This is a genomic window from Nocardia concava NBRC 100430, assembly GCF_000308815.1.
GTDB lineage: Bacteria > Actinomycetota > Actinomycetes > Mycobacteriales > Mycobacteriaceae > Nocardia > Nocardia concava.
The window spans coordinates 12,523-33,509 of record NZ_BAFX01000105.1 but is presented as its reverse complement, the minus strand read 5'-3'; the positions used below and the strand labels follow the sequence as shown (position 1 = coordinate 33,509).

The window sequence follows — 20,987 nt, the reverse complement described above, 5'->3', positions numbered from 1 at the left end:
CCAGGTAGGCGGGAACACCAACATCGGCGGTGATGCCAACGGTGGCGTGCAGGTCGGCGGCAACACGAACATCGGCGGCAATGCCAACGGCGGTGTCCAGGTAGGCGGCAACACCAATATCGGCGGCACTGTCCAGGGCGGTGGCCTCGGCGGCGTCGACCTGGTTGTCGCGGGAGCCGGGGCGGCCGGCGCGGATGTGGTGCAGGGCATGACGATTCCCGTCGGCGCGACCACCGGCATCCCCGGCGGCATCGCGGTCACCGACCAGGTCCCGGCCGGCGGCTACGTAATCCCCAAGGGCGCACCGGAAACCGGCGCGGGCGGCATGGCGAACGTGGTGAGCGCCAAGTGACCATTGCTCGAAACACTGTGGGCACCTTGCGAATCCGGCGCACTCTCTTCGGTGCGCTGGCCGCGGTGCTCGCGGTCGCCGCACCCCTGGTCGCGGGTTGCTCGTCCTCGGACAGCTCGAACTCGGCCGCGACCACCACCGCCCCCGCGACCGTCCCCACCGTGCAGACCGCGGCGGCGATCACCCGATCCACCCCGGTCTCCTTCTCCTTTCCCGCGATCAAGGCGCAGGGCTCCCTGATCTCGGTGGGCCTCAATGCCGACGGCACGGTCCAGGTCCCCGCCGACTACCAGCAGGCAGGCTGGTACCAGAAGGGCCCCGCCCCCGGCGAACAAGGCTCTGCGGTCATCCTCGGCCACGTCGACTCCTACAAGGGCGAAGGCGTCTTCTTCAACCTCAAGAAGTCCAAGCCCGGCGACCTGATCGACGTGACCCGCGCCGACGGCAGAACCGCCCACTTCAAGGTCACCGACGTCCGCATGTACCTCAAATCCCAATTCCCCGACCAACTGGTCTTCGGCCCCCGAGGCGGCGCCACCCTCCAGATCGTCACCTGCGGCGGCAATTTCGACCAGGCCGCCAAGAGCTACGAATCCAACGTCGTGGTCTACTCCTCCCTCGACTCGGTCACCTAGCGCGGTGATCGAACCGCCCGGACCCGGCTGAACGACCTGCCGTGCCGGTCGGACGCTGGGACAGTTGCTCGCGAAGCCTGGTGAGCGCGCGATGCTGCATGACGCGGATGGCCTCGGGCGCGATGCCCATGGCCTCCGCGGTGCGCTCGACCGTCCAGCCCATCCCGATTCGCAGGTACAACACGGTGTGGTGGACCGGGCTCAACGCACCGAGTACGTCGCTCGAGCCGGACCTGCGTATGGCCGCCGAATGCGGTGTTCTGCATTGTCCGGTCATGAGGCTCCTGAGGCAGTCGGCGAATCGTCGCCGCGAAATCGTTGGGATCCAGCCTAGGAAAAGAACATTTCACCAGCGGATAGTCATTGGTTAGGAAATGGATAGACCTCGCCCACCCGCATGAGTCGCGTCACAGGCGAACCCGGATGAGCGGGGGTTCGTGGTTATCGGCGAGGGGATGTGTCGCGGGGTCGGCGGGCTGTGACGCCGCCGGGAGCGGAGGCGGAGGGTGGAGACTCGGGCCTGGACGCGCCTCCCCGGATTGCTGGTGCGGGGATGGCGGGAATATCGTCTCGACCGTGGCGGCTATCCTTGGACGGTCATGAAGTCGGCTTTCCCGGGTCCGGTCGGTGCCCAGACGGTCTACCTCGATCACGCGGCCACGACACCCATGTTCCCGGTCGCTGTCGAGGCGATGTGTGCTGCGCTGGGGACCACGGGGAACGCGTCGTCGTTGCACGGGTCGGGGCGGGCGGCGCGGCGGCTGCTGGAGGAGGCTCGGGAGTCGATCGCGGCGGGGCTGGGGGCGCGGCCCTCGGAGGTGATCTTCACCTCGGGCGGAACCGAGAGCGACAATCTGGCCGTCAAGGGGATCTATTGGGCGCGGCGTGACGCCGATCCGAAGCGGAACCGGATTCTGGTGAGTTCGGTGGAGCATCACGCGGTGCTCGACACCGTGGAGTGGCTCGAGCAGCACGAGGGCGCGCGGATCACGTGGCTGGAGTGCGATGCGGAAGGCATCGTCTCGCCGCGCACGCTGCGCGCCGCGCTGGCCGAGTTCGCCGAGGAGACGGCGCTGGTCAGCGTCATGTGGGCCAATAACGAGGTCGGCACCATCCAGCCGATCGAGGAATTGGCCGCGGTGGCACAGGAATTCGACGTGCCCATGCATTCCGACGCGGTGCAGGCGGCGGCGCAGCTGCCCATCGATTTCGCGCGCAGCGGGCTGGCCGCGGCCTCGTTCGCGGGGCACAAGGTCGGCGGACCGCACGGCGCGGGCGTGCTGCTGCTGGGTCGCACGGTGCCCGCGGTGCCGCTGCTGCACGGCGGCGGGCACGAGCGTGACCTGCGCTCGGGGACCTCGGATGTGCCCGCGGCGGCCGGACTGGCGGCCGCGATCCGCGAGACCGTCGCCGGATTGACCGTGCGCACACTGGAATTGGAGCGGCTGCGGGATCGGCTCATCGACGGCGTGCGCGCCGCCGTGCCGGACGCGGTGCTCAACGGCGCGACCAGCGATCTGCGCATGCCCGGCAATGCCCACTTCACGTTCCCCGGCTGCGAGGGCGATTCGCTGCTCATGCTGCTCGACGCCGCCGGGATCGAATGCTCGACCGGATCCGCGTGCAATGCCGGCGTGGCCGGACCCTCCCATGTGCTGCTGGCCATGGGTGTGGAACCGGCGCTGGCGCGCGGATCCCTGCGATTCACATTGGGACACAATTCGACCGACGCCGATATCGACGCCCTGCTGGCCGCGCTGCCGCAGGTGGTCGAGCGGGCGAAGGCGGCCGGACTGGCCGGAGCGAAGGGAGGCTTCTAGATGCGAGTGCTTGCCGCGATGAGTGGTGGCGTTGATTCCGCCGTGGCGGCCGCCCGCGCCGTGGACGCCGGACACGAGGTGGTCGGCGTGCACCTGGCGCTGTCGGCGAACCCGGGCACGCTGCGCACGGGATCGCGGGGCTGCTGCTCCAAGGAGGACTCCGGCGATGCCCGCCGGGCCGCCGACGTGCTCGGAATCCCGTTCTACGTCTGGGATTTCGCCGACCGGTTCAAGGAGGACGTGATCGACGACTTCGTCGCCGCGTACGCCGCCGGCGAGACCCCCAACCCGTGCCTGCGCTGCAACGAGAAGATCAAGTTCTCGGCGCTGGCCGACCGCGCGGTGGCGCTGGGCTTCGACGCCGTGGTCACCGGGCATTACGCGCGGCTCGAGGACGGCGTGCTGCGCCGGGCCGTGGACGCGGACAAGGACCAGTCCTACGTGCTGGCCGTGCTCACCGCCGAACAGCTTTCGCGCGCCATGTTCCCGGTCGGCGACACCCCCAAGCCACGGATCCGCGAGGAGGCGGCCGCGCGCGGGCTGGCCGTGGCCAACAAGCCCGACAGCCACGACATCTGCTTCATCCCCTCCGGTGACACCCAGGCGTTCCTGGGCGCGAAGATCGGCATCCGGCCGGGTGCGGTGCTCGACGCGGACGGCACCAAGCTCGCCGATCACGAAGGCGTGCACGGGTTCACGATCGGTCAGCGCAAGGGTCTGGGTCTGCCCGGCCCGGCCGCCGACGGCAAGCCGCGGTATGTGACCGGCATCGATCCGGAGACCGGCAATGTGCATGTGGGCTCGGCCAAGGATCTCGAGGTGTGGACGGTGCTGGCCGACCGCGCCATCTGGACCTCCGGCGAAACCCCGTCCGGCCCGGTCGAATGCATCGCCCAGGTGCGTGCGCACGGCGGCACCGCGCCCGCGGTCGCCGAGGCCGTGGACGGCGGCCTGGTGGTGCGGCTACGCGAGCCGTTGACCGGTGTGGCCCGCGGTCAGGCCGTGGTGCTCTACCGCCCCGACGAGGCGGGCGACGAGGTGCTGGGCAGCGGCACGATTTCCGGCACCGAACGTGAACCCCATACGTACGCAAGCGAACTGGTCTCGGATAGCGCCCGGTGAGCAGCCGTCATTCGCGCGGAGACGCGAAGTCGTATAGGGGACAACAGATCCGGCCGATCCTGCGGGGCCGCGTGGTGTGGCGCACCGGAATGCCGCAACCGGCGAGCCTGCGGCCGCGGCGTGCGCCCGGCAAGGCCCGGCTCGGCAAGTGGGGCGCCCGCGGCGCAGAACAGCCGATCCAGCCCGCCCGCACCGACACCGGCGAATTCCAGCCGGGCGAGGCGCAACCGGGTCCGGAGGGTCCGCACGACGCGGCCACCGGACCGGCTGTCGCGCGCGGCACCGACGCTTCGGGCCGCAAGCGCGTGGTCGTCGCGGTCGCGCCCTACACCGAGCGCGGGACCCGGATCACGACCGGCACCGGCGCGCCCGCCGAGGCGACCGACCGCGCGGGCACGACCTGGGACTGGTTCGTCAACGCGACGGCCTGGGACTGGTACGCGAATTCGCCCGGCCGGGCCGATCGCGACGATGCCGACGACTGACACCGCCCGGCGGCGGAGCGGCCGAATCACCCGTCATCCCGGCGTGCTTTTGGCCGGGATTCACAGTCGGGTGGTGGATTCCGGCCAAAAGCGCGCCGGAATGACGGGCCGGACTCTCGTCGGAAGAGGGACCGAATGATTCGGAGTGGCTTGAATGACTGATGCGAATCCGGTGCTGCGCGGTGGGATCGCGACCGGTGTCGGCTCGTGGCCGGGTACCGATGTGCGGGAAGCGACCGCGACGGTGGTGGGGGAGTTGGGGAACCTGCCGCACCTGGTCGAGTTGCCCGCGCGGGGTGTCGGCGCGGATATGGTCGGGCGGGTTTCGCCGCTGCTGGTGGATATGCGGTTCGACGGGACGGTGCGGGGGTATCGGCTGGCGGCGCGGCCGGGGGCGGTGTCGCGGCGGGCGCACGATCTGCTGCGGACGGATCTGGATGCGCTCGAAGAGGCTTGGGAGACGGGTGGTTTCGCGGGGGCGGGGCATCCGGTGAAGGTGCAGGTGGCCGGGCCGCTGTCGGTGGCGGCGGAGGTGGAGTTGCCGGGCGGGCATCGGATTCTCACGGATTCCGGTGCGCTGCGGGATCTTTCGGAGTCGCTGGCCGAGGGCGTCGCCAAACATGTCGCGGAGGTGGGGAAGCGGCTGGGCGCACAGGTCGTGCTGCAGATCGACGAACCGCAATTGACGGCGGTGCTGGACGGGACGCTGAAGGGGGTGAGCGTGCTGAATACCGTGCGCGCCATGCCCGAGCCCGAGGCGTTGCACGTGCTCGACACGGTGGTCGGGAGCCAGTCGGTGCCGGTGATCGTGCACACCTGCGCCGACAAGCCCGCGCTGGGCTTCCTGCGCAAGAGCGCGGCCGCCGCCGTTGGCTTCGACATGGCCGCCATCGGCACCTCCGACCTGGACCGTATCGGCGAATTGCTGGACGCCGGAAAGCATCTGGTGCTCGGCCTGGTACCCACGACTCCGCCCGCGTCCTCATCTGTCGTCCCCGCGCCCCCGATCACCTGGCGCGATATCGCCGAACCCGGTGTGCGGCTGATCGATCGGCTCGGCTTCCGCCGCCGACTGCTGGCCGAACAGATTCTGGTCTCCCCGGCGTGCGGGCTGGCCGGAGCCCCGCTGCCCTGGGCCCGCCGCGCCCTGAGCCTGGCCGCCGAGACCGCCCGCGCCTACGCGGAAGACCCGGAGTCGCTCACCTTCGAATAAGCCCTCTCGTCATCAGGCTGAGCCTTCTCGTCACCCGGCGCGCTCTTGGCCGGGATCTCGCTTACCACGGCGGATTCCGGCCAAGAGCGCGCCGGAATGACGGGGGCGACTTGACGACGGGGCGATGTGGCTCAGCGTGGTGGCATCCGCGCGAGGATGTCCATGGCGATCGCGACCGACGCCGCATTGCTCTCGTCGTCCGACAGTTCCAGGTCGCCCATCATCGACAGGCTCCAGCTGATCGCGAGCAGTGCTTGCCGTGCGTGGAAGACGGTGATCGGCTCGCGGCTCGGCTCGGCCATGAGGTCGGCGAGCACCCGGAACTGGTAGCGCAGGCTGGTGCCGAAGCCGAGATCCCGGAACGCGGGCTGGTTTTCGTGCCAGAAGCGGATCATGTCCTTGCCGAGGCTGTGCAGCAGCTCGCCGTAGCGCCGCACGATCTCCTCGGCCCGCTCGCGTCCGGCCGGCGCGGATTCCGCCCAGCGCACGATCTCGTCGATGCCGCCGCGCAGATCCTCCGACAGGCTCGCGACAATGTCTTCCTTGGTCCGGAAGTGGTAGTACAGCGCCGCTTTCGTGACGCCGAGCCGTTCGGCGATCTCCCGCAGCGAGGTCTTCTCGTAGCCGCGTTCGGAGAACAGCTCCATCGCGACGGATCGAATCCGTTCCCGCGTATCGCTGCGTCGCCCGTCCATCGAATCCTTCCGGCCCTGCGGGTGCACTTTTGCTTGACGCCCGGCAAGTAGGGAGCCTACCGTCAACCTCACCGGCAGATACCTAGCCGGGCGGCAAGTTAATTTGCGTGGGGAGCAATCCATGGCCGAAGCAGTGAAAGTGCCGGTCGACGGCGTCGCCGTGACCGCGATCGGGGTAGCCGTCATCCGGGCCCGCGAGTCCGAACGGGCGGATCGGCTCTACGACGACCCCCTGGCGAAGGACTTCGTGGCCGCCGCCCGGGCGGGATTCGACGAGGAACGCTGGACGCGGCTGGAGGCGATCGCGGACCAGTTCTACGAAGGCAGAACCATAGGCGTCCGCCTGGTCGACGACCGCTTCCGGGAGGCCATCGCAGCGGGCTGCCGCCAAATCGTCCTGCTCGGAGCGGGTTTGGACACCCGGGCCTTCCGCATGGACCTACCGGAAGACGTCCACGTCTTCGAGATCGACCTACCCGAACTCTTCGCTTTCAAGGAACCCGTCCTCACCGCAGCCGCTGCGACTCCAACCTGCCACCGCAGCGTCGTCATCGCCGACCTCCGCGAGGACTGGCGAAACCCCCTGCTGGCCACCGGTTTCCAGCCGAACGTCCCGACCTACTGGGTCGACGAGGGTTCGCTCGGCTACCTGAACCAGGACTGGAACCAACGCGTAGTCCTGACCCTTACCGAATTATCCGCCCCCGGAAGCCGTTTCGGCGCGGGCCGCCTGATCGTGGACGACAACGCACCCCAATACCGTGACCTCCGCCGCTTCGTCGCCGGAGATTCCGCCACCGAACCCATTGCCGCGCCGCGCCCCGCGGACTTCGATGTCGAGCAATGGCTCGACGAGATCGGCTGGGACACGGAATTCCGCAGCTGGAACGACATGATCGCGTCCCTACCGCGTCCCGCCGACCCGCTCGACCCGCGCATCGGCAGTATCGCCGCCGTGCGCCGCTGAAGTCCGGACACGCCGCCGCGGTGCCAGATCTGATAGCCAGATGATTGCTAACTTGCAGGCCATGACTTACGCCTGGCGGAGGACCGGCCTGCTGTTAGCCACGTTTGCGCTGTTCGTAACTGGTTCGGCGGTGGCGGTGGCTGAGCCCGCAGGGCCCGAGCCCGGATATTGCGAGGGGGCCGAGCGCGAGGCGTCGCTGCGGCAGGATCAGCAGCGGCTGCTCGCCCGCCTGGGCCGGCTGACCCGATTGAACGACTGGGGTGATGTCGCGGCGCTGGCGGCAGTGGGCTGGATGCTGCCGACCCATCTGCACGTGAACTTCGAGAACACGGGTCTGGCCATCGCGCGCCCGGAGGCGATCCTCGAAAAGGAGGCGAGGTCGGGTCATCCGGGGATGGTGGTGTACCGCTCGCTGCAGCATTCATCGCTCGCGGATCAGATCAATCCGTACGAGGCGAACTTTCCCTACGAGCTGATCGGCTGGGCGCACGGTCTGATGTACACGCCCGGGGTGTATCCGACCTCACCGGATCTGTGCATCAGCAAGAGCGACTGGTTCGTCCATGAACAAGGCGTGCACACCTTCCCGGAATTCGGTTTCGTGGCGGAGCCGCCCCGGGAGGACTATCTCGGGCAGAGCCCGGGCGACCTTTTCCCGCTCCCGACCCGAGCCTTCGGACCCACGCACGGTCGCTTCTGGGATGTGCACCTCTGGCTGGACCCCAACGGCGGTCCGCCCGCCACCGGAATCGAGCGGCCCTTCGATTACATTCCGGGAGCGCCGATGCCCCACGACGCCTTCTTCTTCCCGGAAACGCCCGGCTACGAGACCGATTCGACGCCCGGGCACACCGGCGACCACCACCACGATGCGGCGGCCGGGCCGTCGGGGGATCAGTAACCCTCACCCTTCGGCCGCTTCGAGCCGAAGTAGGGGCGGGCGCCCGGGTGGTCGAGTTGCCACTTGTCGGGTTTGCCGGAGGGGTATCTGACCGGGATCTGGTCGCCGATGGCGGGCCATTGGAAGGTGTCCCAGGCGAAGCGGCCGTAGACCTCGTGGGCCACCACTGTGGGGCCCGAGATGCTGCCGCTGATGGTGACGTACTGCTCGCCGGGGGTGTCGGGGCGGGGGCTCACGCCGGTGACGTACAGGGTGCCGGACTCCATGCCGACCGGGGAGATGTTCGGTGCGCCCCACATCGGGTCGCCGGTCACGCCTCGCCCGCCGCCGTTGCCGCGGCGGTAGTAGACGAGGGCGGCGGCCAGCGCGGCACCGATCAGCAGGATGAACATGAGCTGCGTGAGCATGACGTCCATGCTAGGCCGGGACCCGAGAAAGCCCGGTCGGTCGGTTCTCGGTCTACTGCGCCGTGAGTTCGGAGACTCCTTCGTGGCGGCGGAGCTGCCAGACGGTGGTGCGCTTGGATTGGGAGCGGCCGTTGCCGCGATCGATGAGGGTGCGGTTGGCGGTGGTGAAGACCAGTTGGGCGCCCTGGGTGTTGGTCTCCGGATTCTGGAACAGCTGAATGAGGCTGTCGGCGGTTTCGGGGGTGAGGGCGGCGTCGATATCGTCCACCGCGAGCACGCCGCCGGTGTCGAGGGCGTCCAGCATGGGCGGGAGCAGGCGCAGCATGGCCAGGGTGGCGCTGGATTCGTCGGTGATGTCGAAGGCGGTTTCGATGCCCTCGTGGCTGAGGCCGAGTCCGACACCGCGCCGGGCCACCATGCGCGAGTAGAGCGCGTCGCGCGCGGCGTAGAGGTTGGCCAACTCGCGCTGCAGCAGCGTGACGGTGATGCCGTGTTCGAGGAACATCTCCTCGGCGTAGTTCGCCGAGCTGATGCAGGACTCGATTTCCTTTGTGGTGGAGGCGATATCGGTGTCCAGGTCGCGCAGGTAGTCCGCGTACATGGGGTCGTCCGAGGGCAGCAGCAGATCGGTGATGCCCAGGTCGGCGGCGCGCAGCAGGGTGAGCAGCCGCACCGCGTGATCGGTGGAGCGCGAGATATGCGAGCCGACCCGGTGCGCGATCTCGGAGGTATCGGGTTGCCCGCACTGCACTTCCAGCAGCGACTGGAACCAGCGGTAGGCGGGCACCAGCGGTTCGGCGTACAGCTGCCCGGACAGGCTGAGCAGTAAGGCATTCGGCCGCACCAGCGGCACCACCGCCCCCAGACCGTACCGGGCGGCCTCGAACATCGGCCCGATCCGGATATCGTCGCCCGCCCGCTCGTACACCACGCGCTTGCGATTGTGCGGATGCGAGTGCAGCCATTCGGCGGCCACATCGGCATTGTCGAGCCGGAACCCGTAGGTGTACGGGCAGCCCTCGGCCACGAAGTTCGCCACGAATTCCGAAGGGCGGTCCGCGAATCCGAGATGCGGCGTGCGCACCGGACCGGAGTACGGATCCCAGCCCGTGACCGAATTCAGCACGGCGTCACGCATCTTGTCGAGCGCGTCGATGAGCCCGGTCTTGCCGGTGGCGGCCGCGCCGTACACGGCGGTGACGGGCGTGGCGATCGGCCCGCTACCCCGGGTGAGCCGCAGTTCCTGCGGTTCGGCGAGTGACCGATGGTTCGTCACCTGAAAACTACGCAACACCTTGGACATCCTGCCGGTAGCGGGTCGGAAATGCGACTCACCTTATTCGGACGATTCCGTCGCTCAGCAGCCGGATGGCGACATTCGGATTTTCACTATGGCCGAATGGCGGTGTGCGCCAACCTTGTCAGCGCACGACAGCACCCCGTCAGCGCGTCAGGCCGTAGGCGCGATTGGGTGCGAAACGGACGACGGCACGACGATCGGTGACCATGGCGCGCCGGTAATCGTCCCAGTCCGGATGCTCGCCGCTGATCGCGCGGTAGTAGCGGATCAGTTCCTCGACGGTCTCGTCGTGCGGGTCGGCGGCCACCGGGGAGAGGACGGTCTCGCCCTCGAGGACCGCGTAGGACCAGAAGTCATCGCTGGTGACGTGCAGCGCGGCCCAGGGTTCGCGGCGCAGGTTGTGGTACTTGGCACGGTCGGCGGTGATGGAGATGCGGATGATGCCGTCGTCACCGGTCCAGTGCGTGACATTCGACAGCTGCGGGCGGGTGTCGCGGCGAATGGTGGTCAGCACCGAACGATGGTGGGAGCGCGCGAAATCGAGTGCCTCGGCAAGGTCCATGACAGCTGCAACCGGGGCGATTGCGGCGGTGTTCCCGGGCCTCGGAATTCGCTCGAGCGACCGGCTCGCGAACCTCGATAACACGGCGCGACGTGCGGGAATGTTGATCAAACCTGTCGGCGGGGAGCGATAGAGTGCCTGTTGTGAGCGAATCAGGCGTGGAGATCACCGCGGCGAGCGGGGACGAGCGGGTCGAGTGGCAGCGGCTGGCGGAGGAGGTTCGCGACCATCAGTTCCGCTACTACGTGCGGGACGCGCCGATCATCACCGACGGTGAGTTCGACGAGCTGTTCAATCGGCTGGTGGCGCTTGAGGAGGCGCATCCGGATCTACGCACACCGGATTCGCCGACCCAGGTGGTCGGGGGCGGGTTCACCACCGAGTTCGCGCCGGTCGATCACCTGGAGCGGATGTACTCGCTGGACAACGTCTTCAACGAGGACGAGATGCGGCAGTGGATCGCCAAGGTCGAGGCCGACGCCGGGGCGGACATCCACTACGTCTGCGAGGTGAAGATCGACGGTGTCGCGCTCAACCTCGTCTACGAGGACGGCAAGCTGGTGCGCGGCGCGACCCGCGGCGACGGGCGCACGGGTGAGGACGTCACCCTCAATGCCCGCACCATCGAGGACATTCCGCACGAGCTGACCCACAGCGAGGACTTCCCGGTGCCGAAGCTGCTCGAGGTGCGCGGCGAGGCGTTCATGACGCTGGCCGACTTCGAGGCGCTCAATGCGTCGATTGTCGCGGAAGGCAAACCGCCGTACGCGAATCCGCGCAATACCGCCGCCGGTTCGCTGCGGCAGAAGGATCCGGCGGTGACGGCCCGGCGGCGGCTGCGCATGATCTGTCACGGTTTCGGGCGGCTGGAGGGCTTCGCGCCGGAGTCGCAGTACGAGGCGTATCGGGCGCTGGCCTCCTGGGGTCTGCCGGTCTCGGCGCATACCGTCCGCGTGCAGGGCGCAGACGCGGTGGTCGACCGCATCAACTACTGGGGCGAGCACCGCCACGATATCGAGCACGAGATCGACGGCCAGGTCATCAAGGTCGACGAATTCAGCCTGCAGCGCCGCCTGGGCTCGACCTCGCGCGCGCCGCGCTGGGCCATCGCCTACAAGTACCCGCCGGAGGAGGCCACCACCAAGCTGCTCGACATTCAGGTGAATGTCGGTCGCACGGGCCGGGTTACGCCGTTCGCGGTCATGCAGCCGGTCACCGTCGCGGGCTCCACGGTGGCCATGGCGACCCTGCACAATGCCTCCGAGGTGCAGCGCAAGGGCGTGCTCATCGGCGACACCGTCACCATCCGCAAGGCCGGTGACGTGATTCCCGAGGTGCTGGGCCCGGTGGTCGATGCCCGCGACGGCAGCGAGCGCGCCTTCGTCATGCCCACGCACTGCCCCGAATGCGGCACCGAACTGGCGCCCGCCAAGGAGGGCGATGCCGATATCCGCTGCCCCAACCAGCAGTACTGTCCGGCGCAGTTGCGGGAGCGGGTGTTCCACGTGGCCGGGCGCGGCGCGTTCGATATCGAGGCGCTGGGCTACGAGGCCGCCATCGACCTGCTGAAGTCGGGTGCGATCAGCGATGAGGGCGATCTGTTCTCGCTGGATGAGGACAAGCTGCTCACCACCACGCTGTTCACCAATAAGAACGGCACGCTGTCCGCCAATGGCAAACGGCTGCTGGAGAATCTGGAGTCGGCCAAGGATCGCCCGCTGTGGCGCGTACTGGTCGCCCTCTCCATCCGGCACGCGGGCCCCACCGCCGCCCGCGCCCTGGCCACCGCCTTCGGCAGCATGGACCGCATCCGCGAGGCGTCGGCCGAGGAACTCGCCGCCACCGACGGTGTCGGCCCCACCATCGCCGCCGCGGTCACCGAATGGTTCACCGTCCCCTGGCATCTCGACATCGTCGACAAGTGGGCCGCCGCCGGCGTCCGCATGGAGGACGAGCGCGACGAGTCCATCGAACGCAACCTCGAGGGCCTCTCCATCGTGGTGACGGGCTCCCTGCAGACCTTCACCCGCGACGGTGCGAAGGAGGCGATCCTCATCCGCGGCGGCAAGGCCGCCGGATCCGTCTCCAAGAAAACAGCTTTCGTAGTCATCGGCGATTCGCCCGGCTCGAAGGCCGACAAGGCGGAGGAACTCGGCGTCCCCATCCTCGACGAGGAGGGCTTCGTCAAACTCCTCGAAGGCGGCCCCGAAGCCGTCTCGTAAAGATCACCATGCACTGGCGCAGGCCCCTTCTCGGTAAACGCCTGCCCCAGTGCATGGTGATCGATGGTCCAGATCGGTATTGGGTGATGTGAGGATGGAGTTGTGGTGATGGGTGAAGGTGGAGTGGAGATTCGGGTTGCCGAGCCGCGTGATTTCGCGGCGATCGGTGAGCTGACCGTCGAGGTCTATGTGGGCGAGGGGCACGTGAATCCGCAAAGCCTTTATGTGGCGGAGCTCGCCGACACCGCCACCCGCGCGGCATCGGCCGAGATCCTGGTGGCCGTACGTGGCGACGAACTACTCGGCTCACTCACCATGGCCAGACCCGGCACCCCGTTCGCCGACATCGCCCGCCCCGGCGAACTCGAATTCCGCATGCTCGCAGTCTCCAAGCGAGCCCGGGGTCTCGGTGTCGGCACCGCACTCATGAATCGGGTAATCGAGACTGCCCGAGCCGAATCCTTCGATGCGGTAGTGCTGACAACCATGCCCACCATGCAGGACGCCCGTCGCATGTACGACCGTCTGGGCTTCCAGCACACCCCCGACCGCGACTGGAAAACCGACGCGGGACTACCGCTGACAGTCATGCGCCTCCCCCTCTGACAGGCGGATGGTCGGCGGACCGGCTCGGCCGCAGGGGCCGAGCCAGCCAACCTCGCTGGCCCGCAGGAGGTCTCGCGGGCGGGGTCTAGGTGAGGGTGCCGTCTATGCAGAGGGAGGCGGTGCGCCAGGTGGGGGCCGGGCGGGGGCCGTCGAAGGTCCACTGCGAGATGGGTTGGGTGGCTTTCCAGAGTTGGGGTCCGTTGGGGAGGCGGACTACCTGATAGATGTCGTCGGTCCCGGGGATCAGTTGGTTGCCTACGCAGTAGTCGTTGTAGCTGGTGCCGGGTTGTCTTGCGCCGGGGCTGAATTGGCCGACCGGGGACGAGAGGGCGCCGGGGCTGGGGACCGATTGGACCGGGCCGGCGGATTGGTTGGCGAACCAGTACGGCCCGCCCGCGTCGGTGCCGCAGCGGAAGGTGGTGCCGCCCGCTGAGACGGTGCTGTTCTGCGCGTAAGTCGTTCCCGCCCACAGGCATCCGGCACTGGCTCGGGACTTGCGTTCGCCGGGCTCGGCCTCCGCGGCCGCGGCGAGCGGCACTCCACCCACGGTCAGGGCGGCGATGGCGATCGGCGTGGCGGCCGCGCGGCGGAAGCGTTGGGTTGCGGCGGTAGGCATTTCAGGCTCCCGGTCTCGGCGTCGGTCAGCAGAAGCTGGCGTGCGGGCGGCAGACGGTGTAGGAGCCGTCCGCGTTGTAGGACGGACTCCAAGTGGCGGGGCTGCCGGCGCGCCTGTTGAGGGGGAGGTTGTAGGGGTCCGGGGAGGGCTCGACGGCACGCGGATGCTGGTTCTGCAGAACGGGATTCATGTCGGTGTGGTAGTAGCCGAACGGGTCGTTCGCGTGGATTCCGGTGTGATCGTTGCCGGGGTTCACGATGCCGCCGCCGGAGTTGCCCGAGCGCGAGTTGCCGCCGGGGCCGTCGCCGGTCAGACCGCGGCCGCTGAGCGTTCCGGAGGAGTGGGAATCATTGGAACTGGTTTCGCGGGAGAGGGATTCGGCGGCCGCGGGTCCGGCGGCGAGCACCGCCGCGGCGGCGCCCGCGAGCGGGGCCAGGAGGAGGTTGACCCGTCGGAGGGTCGGGCGTGATCGATGGGCTTGCTGCATGGCTTCTTTGCCTTCCTGCTTGCCGGTTCAGGTCACGTCGGTGACTTATCGTACTAAGTACGACCGTAGATCTCCTACGTAGTTGAATAGTAGGTAAAGGCTGTGAATCTACTAAGTTCCTACGTATTTGTCGTCACATTCGCCGACCCCGGCACACCCCGAACGCGAAAACGCCCCCGCCGAAACCGGCGGAGGCGCGAAAGCGCTGTGCGAGAAAAGACTTCAGCTTGTTACACGACGAGGCTCAGCCGAGCACGGTCGCGATGATCCCGGCCAGGTACCCCAGCCGCGCGATCTCCGAAGGCCGGAAGTCCGGCCCACCCGGACGACCCAGCAGCAACACCTTCCCGGTGTTCCCCAGCGGCGCGGCGGCCAGCTTGGTGTCCATGTCCTTCCACAGCTGCGGCACCCAGTCGCCCTCGCCGTCGAGCACCGCCGGCTTCTCCAGCGGCATCCACGGCGCGGAACCGGCCTGCGTCGAGGGCGCGCTCTGCGACCCCACCACGCGGTAAGCCCCTTGCGGCCCCATGTCGATCACCGTCGACCACCCCACCCGCAGCACGCGCGGCACCCCGTCGACCAGCACCTGCAGCCGATCGTCGCGGGCATTGGCGACCTGGTCGATCAGCTCCAGCTCGCGGTGGGTGTCGAGCATCCCGGAGTACGGGCGCAGCGAATCGACCTGCACATCGTGCAGCGATTCGGCCGCGGTGATCAGGGTGTCGGGCAGTGCGCCCGGGGGTACCTCGACCACGAGATCGTCGATCGCGAATCCGTCACCGCGCTCGACGACATCCAGCGAGAGGATGTCCGCGCCGACCGATCCCAGCGCCAGCGCCAGCGATCCGAGACTCCCCGGGCGATCCGGAAGTTGCACGCGAAGCAGGTATGACACGTGCCTTCCTTTCTTTACTGTGCGACCGAAACTTTCGGACGGGTACCCGAGTCCCGCAATACTTACACCCTCGAGAGCTGGTTATCGAATCGAGCCAACCCTGTGGCGTGGACCACTCACCCATCGGTTACAACATCGATGGTGCCAGGTCTCGCGCACACCTGCGACCGGTGGCCCGCGGACACCCACTAGGCTGTCGGATGGCCAATCACCAAGCTCGAACCATGCCGAAAGGGGTCCCGCGGTGCCCGCCATCTCCAGGGACGAGGTCGCTCACCTCGCCCGGCTGTCCCGGCTCGCTTTGACGGACGACGAACTCGATCTGTACGCCGGTCAGCTGGATTCCATCCTGACCCACGTCGCGCAGATCTCGCAGGTCGCCGCCGCCGATGTGCCCGCCACCGCTTCCCCGAATCCGGAGACCAATGTCACCCGCCCGGACGTGGAGCAGCCCTGCCTGACTCCGGAGCAGGCCTTGGCCATGGCTCCGGCGGTCGAGGAGCAGCGGTTCATGGTTCCGCAGATTCTGGGAGAGGGCGAATGACCGACCTGACGAAGTTGTCCGCGGCCGATCTCGCGGACAAGATCCACGCGCGTGAGGTGTCCTCGGTCGAGGTCACCGAGGCGCACATCCAGCGCATCGCCGCGGTCGACGGGGAGATCAACGCCTTCCTGCACGTGGCCGGTGAGCAGGCGCTGCTGACCGCCGCCGAGGTGGACCGCCAGGTCGCCGGCGGCAAGGTCGTCTCGCCGCTGGCTGGTGTTCCGTTGGCGCTCAAGGACGTTTTCACCACCACCGACATGCCGACCACCTGCGGGTCGAAGATGCTCGAGGGCTGGGTGTCGCCGTACGACGCGACGGTCACCAGCAAGCTGCGCGAGGCGGGCATCCCGATCCTCGGCAAGACGAACATGGACGAGTTCGCCATGGGTTCGTCCACCGAGAACTCGGCCTACGGCCCGACCCGCAATCCCTGGGACACCGACAGGATTCCGGGTGGTTCGGGTGGCGGCTCGGCCGCCGCGCTGGCCTCCTACCAGGCGCCGCTGGCGATCGGCACCGACACCGGTGGCTCGATCCGCCAGCCCGCCGCGGTCACCGCGACCGTCGGCACCAAGCCGACCTACGGCACCGTGTCCCGCTACGGCCTGGTCGCGTGTGCGTCCTCGCTGGATCAGGGTGGCCCGTGTGGTCGTACCGTGCTGGACACCGCGCTGCTGCACGAGGTCATCGCGGGTTACGACCCGCGCGACTCGACCTCGCGCAACGTGCCGGTGCCGCCGGTGGTCGCCGCCGCCCGCGAGGGCGCCAAGGGCGATCTGAAGGGTGTGAAAGTCGGTGTGGTGAAGGAACTTCACTCGGAGTCCTACCAGCCCGGCGTCATCTCCTCCTTCGATGCCGCGGTCGCGCAGCTCAAGGACCTGGGCGCCGAGGTGATCGAGGTGTCGTGCCCGCACTTCGAGTACGCGCTCCCCGCCTACTACCTGATCCTGCCGTCCGAGGTGTCCTCGAACCTGGCGCGCTTCGACGCCATGCGCTACGGCCTGCGCGTCGGCGACGACGGCACCCATTCCGCCGAGCAGGTCATGTCCATGACCCGTGAGGCCGGGCTGGGTCCAGAGGTCAAGCGCCGCATCATGATCGGCACCTACGCGCTGTCCTCGGGCTACTACGACGCCTACTACGGCCAGGCCAACAAGGTCCGCAACCTGATCGCGCGGGACTTCGACAAGGCCTACGAGTCGGTCGACGTGCTGGTCTCGCCGACCAGCCCGTTCACGCCGTGGAAGCTGGGCGAGAAGGTCAACGACCCGCTGGCCATGTACCTGTCCGACCTGTGCACGCTGCCCACGAACCTGGCCGGGCACTGCGCCATGTCGGTCCCGTCCGGCCTCAGCTCGGATGACGGTCTGCCGGTCGGCCTGCAGATCATGGCCCCCGCGCTGGCCGACGACCGCCTGTACCGCGTCGGCGCGGCCTACGAGGCGGCCCGCGGCCCGATCGCCTGATCAAGCAACATCGGCGAACGCGATAACCGAAAAGCACGCAACGTCGTCCGGTCACTTTCGGGTACCCTCGATCGCGCCCTCCGATGCACATCGGGGGGCGCGAAATCGTTGCCCGACCGGGCAACTGATTTCGTGCCGACCGGGGTAACTCGCCGGGTACCCCTAAAATTGTTTCGGCACCCAACGAAAGTACGGACTGCCAACCGGTACGGCTCTCAGCTGTCCGCTGAAGTCACGGAGAGGCGGGGGAGTTGTTGCGACGCGGCGAAGTCTTCGCTGGCTACGTGATCGAGCGCGAAGTGGGCCGTGGCGGAATGGGTTCGGTCTACGCGGCCCGCCACCCTCGGCTCCCTCGGCTGATCGCGCTCAAGCTGCTGCACCGGGAGATGTTCGGTGAGAACGAGACCCGCATGCGCTTCGAACGCGAGGCCGACGTCATCGCGCAGCTCGACCATCCCAACATCATCACCGTCTACGACCGGGGTGATGAGGACGAGCAGCTGTGGATCGCCATGCAGTACGTGGACGGGGTGGACTGCGCCTCCATCGACCCGCAGGACCTGACGCCGGTCCGGGCGGTCGAGATCATCGTGCAGACCGCGGCCGCACTGGATTACGCGCACGGGCGCGGTGTCCTGCACCGGGATGTGAAGCCCGCCAATATCCTGCTGTCGCGGTCGGGCGGCATCGGCACCGGATTCTCCGATCGGGCGCTGCTCAGCGACTTCGGCATCGCGCGGGTGCTCGACGACACCGCGCACCTGACCCGCACCGGCATGCTCAACGCCACCCTCGCCTACGCCTCGCCCGAACAGCTGACCTCCGACCCCATGGGTCCGCGCTCGGATCAATACTCGCTGGCCTGCACGCTTTTCCGGCTGCTCACCGGGCGCGGGCCGTTCGACGCGCCGAATATCGCCACCGTCATGCTCGGGCATCTGCAGTCCCCGCCGCCGGATATCAGCCGGCTGCGGCCCGAGCTACCCGCGGAGCTGGGCGCGGTGCTGCGCAAGGCCATGGCCAAGGATCCGCGCGATCGCTACGAGACCTGTTTCGAATTCGCGCAGACCGCCTGGGAGACCGTGGCCGAACCGGTGTCGCTGGTACGCCGGCCGCGGGCCGCCGCCTCGTCCTGGATGCCGCGCGAGGAGACCGTGCTCGGCTGCCTGTTCGGCGGTGCGATCGGGGACGCGCTGGGCGCGCCGATCGAGACCCTGCTGCTGCCGAACATCCAGCAGCGCTACGGGGTTCAGGGCGTCACGGGGGAGGGCAGCGGGTTCAAGGGCCGGATCTCCGACGAGACGCAGCTGGCGCTGTTCACCATGGAGGCGCTCATTCGCGGTGCGCGCGTGCGGGAACCGGGGACCGCCGCCACGGTGGGCATGATCCAGGAGAACCTGCTGGTGTGGCTGCGCGGGCAGGGACAGGGTGCGCTGCCGGATCAGCGGGTGCCGTTGCAGAGCGGGCTCACCGGATATCCGGAGCTGATGACCAATCGCGGGCCGACCCAGACCACCATTTCCGCCATGCGGCGGGTCGCGGCGCGGCAGCGGCCGGGGTCGCCGCTGGGCACGCGCGAACATCCGATCAATGATTCCAAGGGGTGCGCGGCCGTGGTGCGGTCCGCGCCGTGCGGATTCACAGCCTCGCTGGACTATGCCTTCGAATTGGCCTGTGACGCCGCGGCATTGACCCACGGCAATCCGGGCGCGTGGCTGCCCGCGGGTGCATTCGCGGTGACGGTGTTCGGGCTGTGCCGGGGACTGGATGTGCGGGCGGCGGTGGAACAGGCCCGGGCGCAACTGATTCGGCACCGCGAGCACGAGGAGACCACCGACGCGCTCGACCGGGCGCTGCGGCTGGCCGACGCCGTCTCCTTCCGAGGACGGCCCATGCCGCTGCCCGGACTGCTGGAGCCGCTGGGCACCGGCGTCATCGGTTCGGAGGCGCTGGCGCTGGGGGTCTGCGCGGCGGTGTGCGCCGAAAACGTCGGTGGCACACCGGAACAGATCTTCCGCAACGGTGTGCTGCTGTCGGTCAATCACTCCGGGGACAGCGACTCCACCGGCGCGATCTGCGGATCCCTGCTGGGTGCGCGACTCGGCGTGCAGGCCATCCCGCAGGCCTGGCGGACCCGGCTCGACGCGGCGGCCGCCATCGAACGGCTGGCCGCCGACTACGTGCACGAATTCCGCACTGCCGTTCAGCAACCCGGCAATACCGTGCCCTGGTCGGTGCCGTAGCGGTGACCGTGACCGGCGGGTGCGTCCAGCGCGCCCAGCAGGTCGGCGGTGGTCTGCAGGAAGCTGACCACCGGAATCCAGTGGGGGACGGGGGCATCGGGGCGGGTGCCGGTGAGGTCCGGCGCGCGCCACAGCAGTGACGGCGACCAGTGCACAACCGGGTCGGAGGCATTCGCCAGGACCGCGGCGCGACCGTGATGCACCTGCCCGGCGGGCGGCCCCGCCCACAGCGCGCCGCAGGTGCGGGCATCCTCGTCGGCGTCATCGGCGAACACCGAACTGCCGCCCAGCGCGCCCAGACTCTGACCGTAGATGTAGAGCTTCGGCGGATTCGGCAGCGTCGAAATCCTTTGCTCCACCGCCCGGAACAGCGCCCGCGCCGACTGCTCGGCGGCGCTGCGGCCGAACACGAAGGTGACCCAGCTCGGCGCGTCCGAGTACTGCAAGCCGACCAGCGCCACATCCCCGCCGAAGCGCTGATCGAAGCCCTTGGCGGCATCGCTGTCGATCCAGCCGGAGCCGGTCGGCACGGTCACCACCAGATTCCGGCGCTGAAACCCGCCCGTGCGCTCCAACTCCCGGACCGCCAGCGCCACCCGGGCATCCAGATCGGGAGCGGAATTCAGACCCACGTAGACACGGACCGCTCTGGTCGGAGACCCGGCCACGAACTTGCGGCCCTGCGCGCCCAGCGACGGCCAGGTCGCCATCGACACCGGACTGCCCGATCGGGTCGGCGAATCCGGCTGCACCAGAGCGGGATCCACATACGAGTTCGCCGCCTCATAGGCCGCCCGCCGCCACTCGACCACGGTCGGCACGATCACCAACTGCCCAGCCACCAGCACCGCCACCCCCACCGCCAGACTGCGCCACCGCCCCAATCGCCGTACCACCCAGCGTATTCCGCGCGCCAAGGCCACCACCGCGACCACCAGCGGAACGGCCCAGGCCAGCCACTGCGCCCAATACCAGGCCCCGATCCCACCGACCCCCATGGCGGCCCGCAGCTTGTTCTGCCACTGCTCGGCATAACCCATCGACGCCCCGCACAGCCCGACCGCCACGATCGCCGTCGTCGCCCGTGCATACGGCAGCCGCGTAACCCCGAATCGAGTTAGCCGCGCAACCATTCGGATAAGCCCGGCCAGCCCCAACGCGATCAACACCACCAGCGCGGTCAGCACGCCCTGCGCCGACGGAGTACGAGGCAGCAGCCCCGGCGCCAACGAGACCATGACTCCCCCTGCAACGGCGATGCTCGTACCCACCCGAGGCGCATGAAACCTCGCCCACCGGAATCCATTTCGTCGCGGGGCGACAGGGGCCGTACTCACCGCATGCGGTGCGGTCCGCCCATGCGCGGCGTCTCCGAACGGGGACTCACCGCCACCGGCACGGTCCAGCGCCACGGGACGGGTTCCCTCGGGCGCGGAGAGATGGTCGCGC

At 68.6% G+C, this 20,987-nt stretch carries 21 protein-coding genes and 1 pseudogene; 13 read left to right on the top strand and 9 right to left on the bottom strand.

The features are described from left to right. Together ON43_RS24945 and ON43_RS24940 are read left to right on the top strand one after the other, a co-directional pair. Positions 1 to 352 (top strand): annotated as a pseudogene (locus ON43_RS24945) (hypothetical protein); the annotation flags it as partial. Further along, on the top strand, positions 349 to 987 hold the full coding sequence (locus ON43_RS24940; protein WP_245568730.1) for a class F sortase: 639 nt from the start codon (positions 349 to 351) through the stop codon (positions 985 to 987). The pseudogene ON43_RS24945 and the gene ON43_RS24940, both read left to right, overlap by 4 nt. Here ON43_RS24940 and ON43_RS24935 read toward each other — a convergent pair. After that, positions 980 to 1,264, bottom strand: coding sequence for a sigma factor-like helix-turn-helix DNA-binding protein (locus ON43_RS24935; RefSeq protein WP_083913697.1), 285 nt, complete (start codon positions 1,262 to 1,264; stop codon positions 980 to 982). The genes ON43_RS24940 and ON43_RS24935 overlap by 8 nt on opposite strands. Before the next feature lie 322 nt (positions 1,265 to 1,586). On the opposite strand from ON43_RS24935, the gene ON43_RS24930 reads away from it, so the two are divergent. The 4 genes from ON43_RS24930 to ON43_RS24915 all read left to right on the top strand — a co-directional run bounded on the left by ON43_RS24930 (position 1,587) and on the right by ON43_RS24915 (position 5,627). Further along, positions 1,587 to 2,807: a cysteine desulfurase family protein gene (locus ON43_RS24930; protein ID WP_040811225.1), complete on the top strand. Its 1,221-nt coding sequence runs from the start codon at positions 1,587 to 1,589 to the stop codon at positions 2,805 to 2,807. Next, on the top strand, positions 2,808 to 3,929 hold the full coding sequence (mnmA, locus tag ON43_RS24925) for a tRNA 2-thiouridine(34) synthase MnmA (RefSeq protein ID WP_040811224.1): 1,122 nt from the start codon (positions 2,808 to 2,810) through the stop codon (positions 3,927 to 3,929). Next, the gene (locus ON43_RS24920) at positions 3,926 to 4,414 is read left to right on the top strand and encodes a hypothetical protein (protein ID WP_157514173.1); all 489 of its coding nucleotides are present in this window, start codon (positions 3,926 to 3,928) and stop codon (positions 4,412 to 4,414) included. The genes mnmA and ON43_RS24920 overlap by 4 nt, the downstream gene beginning before the upstream one ends. Positions 4,415 to 4,568: 154 nt before the next feature. Beyond that, positions 4,569 to 5,627, top strand: coding sequence for a methionine synthase (locus ON43_RS24915; protein ID WP_040811222.1), 1,059 nt, complete (start codon positions 4,569 to 4,571; stop codon positions 5,625 to 5,627). A 131-nt stretch (positions 5,628 to 5,758) separates the two neighbouring features. Here the strand turns inward: ON43_RS24915 and ON43_RS24910 are convergent, their stop codons facing one another. Continuing rightward, complete coding sequence (locus tag ON43_RS24910; RefSeq protein ID WP_040811255.1) at positions 5,759 to 6,322, bottom strand: TetR/AcrR family transcriptional regulator; 564 nt, start codon at positions 6,320 to 6,322, stop codon at positions 5,759 to 5,761. Positions 6,323 to 6,443: 121 nt separating this feature from the next. On the opposite strand from ON43_RS24910, the gene ON43_RS24905 reads away from it, so the two are divergent. Further along, entirely contained in the window at positions 6,444 to 7,289 is an 846-nt protein-coding gene (locus ON43_RS24905) for an SAM-dependent methyltransferase (RefSeq protein WP_040811221.1), read from the top strand. 136 nt (positions 7,290 to 7,425) lie between these two features. Then, positions 7,426 to 8,190, top strand: a complete 765-nt coding sequence (locus ON43_RS24900; protein WP_157514172.1) for a hypothetical protein — start codon at positions 7,426 to 7,428, stop codon at positions 8,188 to 8,190. Here the strand turns inward: ON43_RS24900 and ON43_RS24895 are convergent. From ON43_RS24895 to ON43_RS24885, 3 genes are all read right to left on the bottom strand, one after another. Beyond that, on the bottom strand, positions 8,184 to 8,489 hold the full coding sequence (locus ON43_RS24895) for a hypothetical protein (protein WP_245568732.1): 306 nt from the start codon (positions 8,487 to 8,489) through the stop codon (positions 8,184 to 8,186). The two genes, ON43_RS24900 and ON43_RS24895, sit on opposite strands and share 7 nt — an antisense overlap. 160 nt (positions 8,490 to 8,649) lie before the next feature. Further along, on the bottom strand, positions 8,650 to 9,891 hold the full coding sequence (locus tag ON43_RS24890; protein ID WP_040811253.1) for an AAA family ATPase: 1,242 nt from the start codon (positions 9,889 to 9,891) through the stop codon (positions 8,650 to 8,652). 148 nt (positions 9,892 to 10,039) lie between these two features. Further along, a complete protein-coding gene (locus ON43_RS24885) occupies positions 10,040 to 10,459 on the bottom strand; it encodes a PPOX class F420-dependent oxidoreductase (protein ID WP_040811219.1) in 420 nt (139 codons plus the stop codon). A 143-nt stretch (positions 10,460 to 10,602) separates the two neighbouring features. Between ON43_RS24885 and ligA the strand changes: the two genes are divergently transcribed. Further along, a complete protein-coding gene (gene ligA / locus ON43_RS24880) occupies positions 10,603 to 12,681 on the top strand; it encodes an NAD-dependent DNA ligase LigA (RefSeq protein WP_040811218.1) in 2,079 nt (692 codons plus the stop codon). Between the two features lie 108 nt (positions 12,682 to 12,789). Further along, entirely contained in the window at positions 12,790 to 13,287 is a 498-nt protein-coding gene (locus ON43_RS24875) for a GNAT family N-acetyltransferase (RefSeq protein ID WP_040811212.1), read from the top strand. A gap of 85 nt (positions 13,288 to 13,372) precedes the next feature. Here the strand turns inward: ON43_RS24875 and ON43_RS24870 are convergent, their stop codons facing one another. The 3 genes from ON43_RS24870 to ON43_RS24860 all read right to left on the bottom strand — a co-directional run bounded on the left by ON43_RS24870 (position 13,373) and on the right by ON43_RS24860 (position 15,285). Further along, entirely contained in the window at positions 13,373 to 13,903 is a 531-nt protein-coding gene (locus ON43_RS24870; protein WP_040811211.1) for a hypothetical protein, read from the bottom strand. A gap of 25 nt (positions 13,904 to 13,928) precedes the next feature. Further along, positions 13,929 to 14,390, bottom strand: coding sequence for a hypothetical protein (locus ON43_RS24865; protein ID WP_040811210.1), 462 nt, complete (start codon positions 14,388 to 14,390; stop codon positions 13,929 to 13,931). A 244-nt stretch (positions 14,391 to 14,634) separates the two neighbouring features. Then, the gene (locus tag ON43_RS24860; RefSeq protein ID WP_040811209.1) at positions 14,635 to 15,285 is read right to left on the bottom strand and encodes an ACT domain-containing protein; all 651 of its coding nucleotides are present in this window, start codon (positions 15,283 to 15,285) and stop codon (positions 14,635 to 14,637) included. Positions 15,286 to 15,529: 244 nt separating this feature from the next. Between ON43_RS24860 and gatC the strand changes: the two genes are divergently transcribed. The 3 genes from gatC to ON43_RS42770 all read left to right on the top strand — a co-directional run bounded on the left by gatC (position 15,530) and on the right by ON43_RS42770 (position 19,538). After that, positions 15,530 to 15,829 carry an Asp-tRNA(Asn)/Glu-tRNA(Gln) amidotransferase subunit GatC gene (gene gatC, locus ON43_RS24855; protein ID WP_033087118.1) on the top strand — a complete coding sequence of 100 codons (300 nt, stop codon included), beginning with the start codon at positions 15,530 to 15,532 and terminating at the stop codon, positions 15,827 to 15,829. Beyond that, positions 15,826 to 17,295, top strand: a complete 1,470-nt coding sequence (gatA, locus tag ON43_RS24850; RefSeq protein ID WP_040811206.1) for an Asp-tRNA(Asn)/Glu-tRNA(Gln) amidotransferase subunit GatA — start codon at positions 15,826 to 15,828, stop codon at positions 17,293 to 17,295. The genes gatC and gatA overlap by 4 nt, the downstream gene beginning before the upstream one ends. A gap of 284 nt (positions 17,296 to 17,579) precedes the next feature. Continuing rightward, positions 17,580 to 19,538, top strand: coding sequence for an ADP-ribosylglycohydrolase family protein (locus tag ON43_RS42770; RefSeq protein WP_306304980.1), 1,959 nt, complete (start codon positions 17,580 to 17,582; stop codon positions 19,536 to 19,538). On the opposite strand, the gene ON43_RS24835 is transcribed toward ON43_RS42770, so the two are convergent. Then, positions 19,499 to 20,776, bottom strand: a complete 1,278-nt coding sequence (locus ON43_RS24835; protein WP_083913695.1) for an alpha/beta-hydrolase family protein — start codon at positions 20,774 to 20,776, stop codon at positions 19,499 to 19,501. The two genes, ON43_RS42770 and ON43_RS24835, sit on opposite strands and share 40 nt — an antisense overlap. Between the last annotated feature and the right edge of the window lie 211 nt (positions 20,777 to 20,987).

Excerpts from the sequence above, each read along its gene's own strand:
- ON43_RS24870 (WP_040811211.1), bottom strand. The coding sequence starts at position 13,903 with ATGCCTACCGCCGCAACCCAACGCTTCCGCCGCGCGGCCGCCACGCCG.
- ON43_RS24905 (WP_040811221.1), top strand. The coding sequence starts at position 6,444 with ATGGCCGAAGCAGTGAAAGTGCCGGTCGACGGCGTCGCCGTGACCGCG.
- ON43_RS24930 (WP_040811225.1), top strand. The coding sequence starts at position 1,587 with ATGAAGTCGGCTTTCCCGGGTCCGGTCGGTGCCCAGACGGTCTACCTC.
- ON43_RS24910 (WP_040811255.1), bottom strand. The coding sequence starts at position 6,322 with ATGGACGGGCGACGCAGCGATACGCGGGAACGGATTCGATCCGTCGCG.
- ON43_RS24875 (WP_040811212.1), top strand. The coding sequence starts at position 12,790 with ATGGGTGAAGGTGGAGTGGAGATTCGGGTTGCCGAGCCGCGTGATTTC.
- mnmA (WP_040811224.1), top strand. The coding sequence starts at position 2,808 with ATGCGAGTGCTTGCCGCGATGAGTGGTGGCGTTGATTCCGCCGTGGCG.
- ON43_RS24885 (WP_040811219.1), bottom strand. The coding sequence starts at position 10,459 with ATGGACCTTGCCGAGGCACTCGATTTCGCGCGCTCCCACCATCGTTCG.
- ON43_RS24835 (WP_083913695.1), bottom strand. The coding sequence starts at position 20,776 with ATGGTCTCGTTGGCGCCGGGGCTGCTGCCTCGTACTCCGTCGGCGCAG.
- ON43_RS24865 (WP_040811210.1), bottom strand. The coding sequence starts at position 14,390 with ATGCAGCAAGCCCATCGATCACGCCCGACCCTCCGACGGGTCAACCTC.
- ON43_RS24915 (WP_040811222.1), top strand. The coding sequence starts at position 4,569 with ATGACTGATGCGAATCCGGTGCTGCGCGGTGGGATCGCGACCGGTGTC.
- ON43_RS24895 (WP_245568732.1), bottom strand. The coding sequence starts at position 8,489 with ATGTGGGGCGCACCGAACATCTCCCCGGTCGGCATGGAGTCCGGCACC.
- ON43_RS24935 (WP_083913697.1), bottom strand. The coding sequence starts at position 1,264 with ATGACCGGACAATGCAGAACACCGCATTCGGCGGCCATACGCAGGTCC.
- gatA (WP_040811206.1), top strand. The coding sequence starts at position 15,826 with ATGACCGACCTGACGAAGTTGTCCGCGGCCGATCTCGCGGACAAGATC.